The sequence below is a fragment of the Luteitalea sp. genome (assembly GCF_044337415.1).
Classification (GTDB): domain Bacteria; phylum Acidobacteriota; class Vicinamibacteria; order Vicinamibacterales; family Vicinamibacteraceae; genus Luteitalea.
Genome location: NZ_JBIINP010000178.1, coordinates 1 through 8086, shown reverse-complemented (window position 1 = coordinate 8086; position 8086 = coordinate 1). Strand labels below are relative to the sequence as shown.

The window sequence follows — 8086 nt, the reverse complement described above, 5'->3', positions numbered from 1 at the left end:
GCGCAGGGGCAGCGGGCAGGTCCAGGCCCCGACGTCGATCCCTGCGCCGTGCTCCGGGAGAGGCGTCGCCGTCATCTCAGGACACCGGCGCCGGGTCGCGGAACCGCCCGTAGTGGTAGTACGCGGCACACGCGCCTTCGCCCGACACCATCGTGGCGCCGAGCGGCGTGCGTGGCGTGCACGTGGTGCCGAACGCCGGGCACTGGTTCGGCTTGAGCGCGCCCTGCAGCACCTCGCCGCTGCGGCACAGCGCGGATTCCGCCGTGCGGATGCCGGCGACGTCGAAGCGCACCGCCGCGTCGAAGTCGCGATACGCGTCGGCGAGTCGCCAGCCGCTCGCGGGGATCGCGCCGATGCCGCGCCAGGTGCGGTCCGACACGGCGAAGACCTCGGCGAGCATCCGCTGCGCAACGAGGTTGCCGTCGTCCGACACCACGCGCGCGTACGCGTTCTCGACGCGCGCCTCACCGGCCTCGAGCTGCCGGACAGCACATCTGATGCCCTCGAGCACGTCGATGGGCTCGAAGCCGGTCACGACGATCGGCACGTGGAAGCGCTCGGCGAGCGCCGGATAGCCACGCAGCCCCATCACGGCGCATACGTGGCCGGCGGCGAGGAACGCCTGCACGCGGTTGCGTGGCGCGGTCATGATCGCGGTGATGGCCGGGGGCACGAGCACGTGCGACACCAGCATCGAGAAGTTCGGCAGGCCCTCCTGCCGGGCCACGTGCACGGCCAGCGCATTGGCCGGGGCGGTGGTCTCGAAGCCGATGCCGAAGAACACGACCTCGCGGTCCGGATGCGCGCGCGCCAGTTGCACGGCGTCGAGCGGCGAGTACACGACGCGCACGTCGCCGCCCTCGCTCTTCACCTGGAAAAGGTCGCGGCCGCTGCCCGGCACCCTCAGCATGTCGCCGAAGGAGCAGAAGATCACGCCAGGTCGCGCGGCGATGGCCAGGGCCTGATCGATCACCTCGAGGGGCGTGACGCAGACCGGGCACCCCGGGCCGTGGATCAGCTCGATCGCTTCCGGCAGGATCTGGTCGATGCCATGACGGATGATGGCGTGCGTCTGGCCGCCACAGACCTCCATGATGGCCCAGGGCCGCGTGGTAATCCGCGCGATGTCGTCGGCGATTCGGCGCGCCAGGTCGCCGTCGCGGAACTCGTCGAGGTACTTCACCGGCCGGGCGTCCCCGACGCGGCATGGGCTTCGCTGAGGCGGCCGTCGAGCCACGCGAGCACCGCGTCGAGCCCGGCGCCCGTGCGCGCCGACGTCTCGAACACCGCGATGCCCGGGCGGATGGCCTGCAGGTTCGCATGCAGCGCGCCGAGGTCGGCCTCGCAGGCCTCGGCCAGATCCACCTTGGTGATGATCGCGACGTCGGCGGAGTTGAAGATCGAGGGGTACTTGAGCGGCTTGTCCTCGCCCTCGGTCACCGACAACAGCGCGACGCGGGCGTCCTCGCCGAGGTCGTAGCTCGACGGACAGACGAGGTTACCGACGTTCTCGATCACGAGCAGGTCGCAGGCGTCGAGGTCCCAGCCCTCGAGGTGCTGCGTGATCATCTCGGCCTCGAGGTGGCACCGCCCCTGCGTGAGGATCTGCCTGACGGGTGCGCCGCTCCGCGCCAGGCGCTGCGCGTCATTGTCGGTGGCGAGGTCCCCCACCAACGCGTGGGCCCGGATGCCCGCACCGACAAGGCGCCCGAGGAGGACTTCGAGCAGGCGCGTCTTGCCGCTGCCAGGGCTCGACACCAGGTTGATGGTGAACACGCCGTGCGCGCGCAGGCGCTCGCGCAGGCCGCGGGCGATCTCGTCGTTGCGCGACAGGACCTTCTGCCGAATCTCGAGCACGCGCGGCGTGAGGCTCATGGGCAGGCGTCGTCGCCGGTATCGTACTCGATGGACGCGAGGTCGAGTTCCCGCCCCTGACGCACGTCGCCGCAGGGCACATCGCACACGGGACACCGGAACACCGGCGGCATCGACAGCGCGTGATCGCCTCCGCACCCGGCGCAGTGGACGACGACCGGCACGTCCTCGATGCGCAGCGCCGAGCCGGCCAGCGGCGTCCCCTCCGTGGCGATGTCGTAGCAGAACTGCAGGGCGTCGCCGACCACCCCGGCAAGCGCGCCGACCCGCACGGTCACCACGTGCACGCGGGCCACGTCGGCCGGCAGGTGCTGCTGCGCGAGCGTGACCAGGCTCTGCGCGATCGAGAGTTCGTGCACGTCCCAGTGTAGTGTCATGGCCAGCCCCGGTCCGCTGGTCGGCGGGGCGCCGACACGATGGAGCGCAGGCGACTGGTGGTCAGGGGCGTGGTGCAGGGGGTCGGCTTCCGACCCTTCGTCGCCGGGCTCGCCAGCCGCCTCGGCCTGGCCGGCTGGGTCCGCAACGAGAGCGGCGCGGTGGTCATCGAAGCCGAGGGTCCGACGCCCGCGCTCGACGCGTTCGCGCTGGCCCTGCGTCGCGAGGCACCGCCACTCGCCACTATCGCCGCCATCGAGGTCGGCGACCGCCCGCTGGCCGGCGAGGACGCATTCCGCATCGACAGCAGCCGCTCATCACGCGACGGACATGCGTCCATCCCCCCCGACGTGACCCCGTGCGACGACTGCCTGCGCGAACTCGCCGACCCGGCCGACCGTCGCCACGGGTACCCCTTCCTCAACTGCACGCAGTGCGGACCGCGCTTCACGGTGATCACCGCGCTGCCCTACGACCGCCCCTCGACGACGATGGCGCGCTTCGCGATGTGCGAGGACTGCGCCCGCGAGTACGGCGATCCCGCGGACCGCCGCCATCACGCCGAACCGACGGCCTGCCCGGCCTGCGGCCCGCGCGCCTGGGTGGAGACCGCAGCGGGAACGCCCGTGGCGTCGAGCGCGGACGCGGCCGACTCCGCGGCGGCGGTGGCGCAGGTTCGCGACTGGCTCGCGGAAGGACGCATCGTCGCGATCAAGGGCGTCGGCGGTTTCCATCTCGCCTGCGATGCCACCAACGATGCGGCGGTCCGGGGCCTTCGCGCGCGCAAGGGGCGCGGCGACAAGCCGTTCGCCCTGATGGTCGCGTCGCTCGAGGAAGCCCGTCGACTGTGCGAGGTGTCGGAGGTCGACGCGGCGGTCCTGCAGTCCCGCGCCAGGCCCATCGTCCTGCTGGCGCGTCGAGCCGACGCCGAGGAGCACGTGTCTGCCGACGTGGCCCCGGAACAGGCGACGCTCGGCGTGATGCTGCCCTACTCGCCGTTGCACCACCTGATCGTGGGGAGACGCCCGATCGTGCTCACGTCCGGTAACCGGGCCGACGAACCGATCGCCCGCACCAACGAGGAGGCGCGCGATCGACTGGCGCCGCTCGCCGACGGGTTCCTGTTGCACGACCGCGACATCCACGCCGTGTGCGACGACTCGGTGGTGCGCGTCGTGCGCGGCGCCGCCATGCCGATCCGACGGTCGCGCGGGTACGCGCCCTACCCGGTCGCGCTGCCGTTCGCGGTGCCGCCGATACTCGCGGTGGGGGCTGAGCTCAAGGCCACCTGCGCGGTGGCGCAGGACCGCGACGCCTGGCTCAGCCAGCACCTCGGCGACATGGCCACCGTGGAGACGCTCCAGGCGTTCGAGCGCGCGTCCGGGCATCTACTCGACCTGTTCGGCATCGCCCCCGCGTGCGTGGCGCTCGATCCGCATCCCGGCTACCTGTCGTCGCGGTGGGCCCGCGCATGGGCCGAGGCGCGCGGCATCGCGGTGGAGGCCGTGCAGCACCATCACGCACACCACGCCGCGCTCATGGCCGAGCACGGCCTGCCGCGTGAGGCTCGAATGATTGGCGTGGTGCTGGACGGCACCGGCTACGCCCCGGACGGCACCGTGTGGGGTGGCGAGATCTTCGTGGGCGGTTACGCGTCGGTCGCACGGGTCGCACACCTGGCCACAACACCGTTGCCAGCCGGCGATGCCGACGTGAGGCACGTCGCCCGGCTCGCGCTCGCGCACCTGACCGCCGCGGGCATCCCCTGGCGCGAGGACCTGCCGTGCGTGCGAGCCTGCCCCGCCGCCGAACGTGACGTGCTGGCGCAGCGCCTGGCGCGCGGGCTCGGGCTCGTGCCCTCGAGCAGCATGGGGCGCCTGTTCGACGCCTGCGCGTCGATTCTCGGCCTCGCGCAGGTAGCAACCTTCGAGGCCCAGGCCGCCATCGCGCTGGAGGTGGCTGCCGGCCGCGCAACGGTGGCTGCGCGGCTCACGGGCGTTGCCGAGGTGCACGACGGCGAGGTGCTGGCGCTCGACCCCGCCCCCCTCCTCCGCGACCTCGTGGCCCGGCTCGGTCGCGGGGAGGACGTGGCCTCCCTGGCGGCAGGCGTGCACGTCGCGGTCGCCGAGGCCATCGTCGCGGCGGCGCGACATGCCCGGGCGCACTCGGGACTCGAGGTGGTCGGCCTTTCGGGTGGCGTCTTCCAGAACGCACGGCTGGTGGCGCTCGCGGCAGAGGGCCTCGAGGACGCGCGCTTCCGTGTGCTGCTCCACCGCGAGGTGCCGCCCAACGACGGCGGCCTCGCACTGGGTCAGGTCGTCGTCGCCGGCGCGCGCTGATGATCCGGCAAGTCAATGCAGAGGTGACGGCCTGCTGAGGCAAAAAGCCGCGATTGGCCCGCTGCACGCGAACGCGCGCGGGAGGCGTTCCTGCCACCGGAGAGAGGGCGGCGGCCTACTCCGCGTCGGCGAACTTGTAGCCGACGCCCCAGGCCGTGAGGATCAGCGCGGGCTGGCGCGGGTCGCCTTCGAGCTTCTTGCGCAGTCGGCTGACCACCGTGTCCACCGTGCGCTCGGTGACGTAGGCATCGTCTTTCCACACGGTCTGGAGCAGTCGGGCCCGCGTGAACACGATGCCCCGCCGGGCCACCAACTGGTGGAGCAGGTCGAACTCCTGGCGCGTCAGGTCGACGGGTGCGCCAGCGACGAGCACCTGCCGCCGCTCGATGTCCATGGTGACCTCGGGGGCGAGCCGCAGCACGGTCGACGCGGCGGTCGACGTGCCGGCCTCCTCGGGCTGGAGGCGGCGCATCAGGGCGGTCACGCGCGCCTGCAGCTCGCGGACGCCGAAGGGCTTGGTCAGGTAGTCGTCGGCGCCGCTGTCCAACCCGATCACGATGTCGGCCTCGGAGTCGCGGGCGGTGAGGATCAGGATGGGCGTGCTGGTGTTGACCCCTGCCGTGCGCACGGCCCGGCAGATCGACACCCCGTCGAGGCCGGGCAGCATCACGTCGAGCACGAGCAGGTCGAACTTCTGCGTCCGGGCCACATCGAGGGCCTCGCGGCCGTTCGCGACGTCCTCGACCGTGAATCCCGCCAGGCCCAGGTGCAGGTGCAGCAACTCCCTGATGGCGGCGTCGTCCTCGACGACCAGCACCCGTCGGCCCTCTGCATGCGACATGACTGGGTTCCCATGGTACGTCAGCGATGGGCGGGCGGTCCCGGAGACCTCGCGGTCCGGCACCGATGAGGTAAGCTCAGCCGCGCGTGCCTGTCACCTGGTCGATCGAGCGGAGCGGACTGATTCGCCTGACGTTTTCCGGCGACTGGGTCAGCGACACCGAGTCCCGCGAGGCGGCGCGCGCCGTCCAGGCGTCCGGGTGCTGGAACGAGCAGGCGCGCATCCTCCTCGATCTGAGCGGGATCGTCGCCTCGACCATCCCCTCGACAGGCATCCTGCGGGCCCGCACCGAGCGCTGGCTCACGCTCGGCCCGACGCCACGGCGCATGGCCATCGTCGCCGCGCCCGGGGCGGTCTTCGGCATCAGTCGGATGATCGAGGGCTTTACCGGGACGCTGTCGGACCGGGTGCAGACGTTCGACGACGCCGCCGAAGCCCTCGTCTGGCTGAGCCACGATTGATCGCGGCGCTTGCTACGATGCTCGGGTGACGCTCTTCCCGGTTCCCGCTCCCCCGCGCACGCCACGTCGATTCCTCGCAGTGCTGCTGACGGCCCTCATGGGCCTCTGTCTGGTCGCCCCGTCCGCGCCGGCGCAGATGCGTCGCCCGAAGGCCGAGATCACCCCGCACGTCGAGGCCGCACGCGTCCCGCCGGGTGGCAGCACGCGCCTGGCGCTCTCGGTGACGCTGCCCGAGGACCTGCACGTGCAGTCGGATGCCCCGCGCGATCCGTCGCTCATCGCCACCGCCCTGACCGTCGAGGCACCTGCAGGCATCGAAGTTCGGCAGTTGCTGTACCCGACGCCCGTCGACTTCGAGCAGGAAGGGCAACCGCAACCGCTCGCCGTGTTCGCCCACGCCTTCGTCGTCGGCGCCGAGATCGTGGTGAAAGCCGGCACCGCCCCGGGTGAGATCACCATTCCCGGCCGGCTGCGCTACCAGGCCTGCGACGACAAGCTCTGCTTCGCGCCGCAGACCGCCGCGGTGTCGTGGACGCTGCAGGTCGCGCCCGGTGCCACGACTGGCGGCAACGTGCCGCCGGCCGTGGTCTCGGCGCTCGATGCGGGTCGACGCGTGGCGCCCGGCGCCACGCAGGGCCCGCGCTCCATCGCACGGAGCGCACCGCAGCCGGCCGACGACACCGACGTGCTGAAGACGCTCGACCGCTTCACGGTGCTCGGCACGACCGGCGGCTACCTGTCGGCCGCTGACTTCACGCAGTTTGTCAGCGATGCCGAGCGCGGCGTCAAGCCGCAGGGCCTGCTCGACGGCAAGGGCCCCCTGGCCATCCTGCTGATCGTGCTGCTCGGCGGGCTGGCGCTGAACCTCACGCCGTGCGTGCTCCCGATGGTGCCGATCAACCTCGCGATCATCGGCGCGGGCGCCCAGGCCGGCTCGCGGCAGCGCGGGTTCCTGCTGGGGCTGGCGTACGGCGCGGCCATGGCCCTCGTCTATGGCGTGCTGGGGCTGGTGGTGATCCTCACGGCCGGCACCTTCGGCACGTTGAACGCCTCGCCGTGGTTCAACCTCGGGATCGCGCTCCTGTTCGTGGTGCTGGCGCTGGCGATGTTCGACGTCATCCTGATCGACTTCTCCACGCTGGCCCAGGGCCCGTCGACGCAGGGCCGCCGGGGGTCCATGCCCCTCGCCTTCACCATGGGCGCCGTGGCCGCGCTGCTCGCGGGCGCGTGTGTCGCGCCCGTCGTCATCCAGGTGATTCTCTTTGCCAGCAGCCTCTACGCCGGGGGCACGACCCTCGCCCTCGCCCTGCCGTTCGTGCTCGGGCTTGGCATGGCCCTGCCGTGGCCGCTCGCCGGCGCGGGGATGGCGGCCCTGCCGCGCCCCGGCGCCTGGATGGTGCGCGTGAAGCAGGCGATGGGCGTACTGATCCTCGCCACGGCGGTCTACTACGCGCACCTGGCGTGGACGTTGTTCGACAACCGCCGTGTGGACGCGGGCGCCGTGGCGCGCAGCGTCGAGGAGAAGCTGAAGGGCGGCTGGACGTCGTCGCTGTCGGAAGGGCTGGCCCGCGCCGAGCGGGAGGGCAAGCCCGTGCTCATCGACTTCTGGGCGACCTGGTGCAAGAACTGCCTGACGATGGACGCCACGACCTTCGAGGATCCGGGCGTGAAGGCGGCGCTCGAGTCGTACGTGAAGGTCAAGGTGCAGGCCGAGGACCCGGACGCCGAGCCGGCCCGCGCCCTGCTGTCCCGCTTCGACTCGGTCGGCCTGCCCACCTACGTGGTCCTGCGCCCGTCCGCGGCGACGTCCAACCGCTAAGGCGCGGCGCAGACATCGATGGTGCGACTGGCCCTGCTGCTGGTGCTCGCGATCGGCGCGGGCGCCTGCACGACATCGGCGCCGCGGCGTCCCCCAGCAGCGAGCGAGGAGGGGCGCGAGGCGACGGGCGGGACGCCGACGACGCTGTACCGTGGCGGCGACATCCTCACGATGGTCGGCGACGCGCCCGAGTACGTCGAGGCGCTGGTGGTCAGCGACGGCCGGATCCTGTTTGCCGGCGCCGAGTCGGCCGCGCGCGCCCGTGCCGGCGACGCCGCCAGGGTCGTCGACCTCGACGGACGCACGATGCTGCCCGGCTTCATCGACGGCCACGGGCACGTCGCCCACGCCATCGAGTTCCAGCGCTATCGCTTCC

The 8086-nt window shown here is 72.1% G+C and carries 7 protein-coding genes and 1 pseudogene; 4 read left to right on the top strand and 4 right to left on the bottom strand.

The genetic code is table 11. The annotated features are described in order from the left end of the window. Positions 1 to 76 precede the first annotated feature (76 nt). Genes hypD through ACIRDX_RS18175 form a run of 3 tightly spaced genes read right to left on the bottom strand, consistent with a single transcriptional unit; the run spans position 77 to position 2234 of the window. A complete protein-coding gene (hypD, locus tag ACIRDX_RS18185) occupies positions 77 to 1183 on the bottom strand; it encodes a hydrogenase formation protein HypD (RefSeq protein WP_396626854.1) in 1107 nt (368 codons plus the stop codon). After that, the gene (hypB, locus tag ACIRDX_RS18180; RefSeq protein WP_396626853.1) at positions 1180 to 1875 is read right to left on the bottom strand and encodes a hydrogenase nickel incorporation protein HypB; all 696 of its coding nucleotides are present in this window, start codon (positions 1873 to 1875) and stop codon (positions 1180 to 1182) included. Before hypB ends, hypD begins: the two co-directional genes overlap by 4 nt. Continuing rightward, the gene (locus ACIRDX_RS18175) at positions 1872 to 2234 is read right to left on the bottom strand and encodes a hydrogenase maturation nickel metallochaperone HypA (protein ID WP_396626855.1); all 363 of its coding nucleotides are present in this window, start codon (positions 2232 to 2234) and stop codon (positions 1872 to 1874) included. Before ACIRDX_RS18175 ends, hypB begins: the two co-directional genes overlap by 4 nt. Positions 2235 to 2291: 57 nt before the next feature. Between ACIRDX_RS18175 and hypF the strand changes: the two genes are divergently transcribed. After that, the gene (hypF, locus tag ACIRDX_RS18170; protein WP_396626852.1) at positions 2292 to 4589 is read left to right on the top strand and encodes a carbamoyltransferase HypF; all 2298 of its coding nucleotides are present in this window, start codon (positions 2292 to 2294) and stop codon (positions 4587 to 4589) included. 115 nt (positions 4590 to 4704) lie between these two features. Here hypF and ACIRDX_RS18165 read toward each other — a convergent pair whose 3' ends face one another. Beyond that, the gene (locus ACIRDX_RS18165) at positions 4705 to 5430 is read right to left on the bottom strand and encodes a response regulator transcription factor (protein WP_396626851.1); all 726 of its coding nucleotides are present in this window, start codon (positions 5428 to 5430) and stop codon (positions 4705 to 4707) included. Between the two features lie 86 nt (positions 5431 to 5516). Here ACIRDX_RS18165 and ACIRDX_RS18160 point away from each other — a divergent pair, with 86 nt between their 5' ends. The 3 genes and pseudogenes from ACIRDX_RS18160 to ACIRDX_RS18150 all read left to right on the top strand — a co-directional run. After that, on the top strand, positions 5517 to 5891 hold the full coding sequence (locus ACIRDX_RS18160) for a hypothetical protein (protein ID WP_396626850.1): 375 nt from the start codon (positions 5517 to 5519) through the stop codon (positions 5889 to 5891). A gap of 25 nt (positions 5892 to 5916) precedes the next feature. Beyond that, on the top strand, positions 5917 to 7710 hold the full coding sequence (locus tag ACIRDX_RS18155) for a thioredoxin family protein (protein WP_396626849.1): 1794 nt from the start codon (positions 5917 to 5919) through the stop codon (positions 7708 to 7710). 18 nt (positions 7711 to 7728) lie between these two features. Then, positions 7729 to 8086 (top strand): annotated as a pseudogene (locus tag ACIRDX_RS18150) (amidohydrolase); the annotation flags it as partial.